General features: G+C 65.5%; 1 protein-coding gene. It reads left to right on the top strand.

Annotated elements, in window-relative coordinates; all coding sequences use genetic code 11:
- A partial coding sequence (locus SB753_RS36845; RefSeq protein ID WP_410805069.1) for a sensor histidine kinase occupies positions 1 to 278 on the top strand: 278 nt, incomplete at both ends.

Here is a 278-nt window from a genome sequence, read left to right as displayed (position 1 = left end):
ACGTCAGCCGGTGGGGAGATCGGCGTCGAGGTCCGGCCGGCGGGAGCGCGCGTGGAACTGCGTGTGCGCGATACCGGCCAGGGGATCCAGGGCGACGAACTGCACAATATCTTCGATCGCTACTATCGGGTGGACCGGGCCGAGTTCGGCAGCACCGGCAACGCTGGGCTCGGGCTTGCAATCACGCGCCGTATTGTCGAACTGCATGGCGGAGACATTCAGGTCGAAAGCACGCCCGGGCTCGGCACGACGTTCATCGTCGATCTTGCGGTAGCGTG

Origin of the sequence: Paraburkholderia sp. SIMBA_053 (assembly GCF_046534895.1) — a bacterium.
Classification (GTDB): domain Bacteria; phylum Pseudomonadota; class Gammaproteobacteria; order Burkholderiales; family Burkholderiaceae; genus Paraburkholderia; species Paraburkholderia caledonica.
This window is presented reverse-complemented; position numbering and strand designations above follow the sequence as displayed.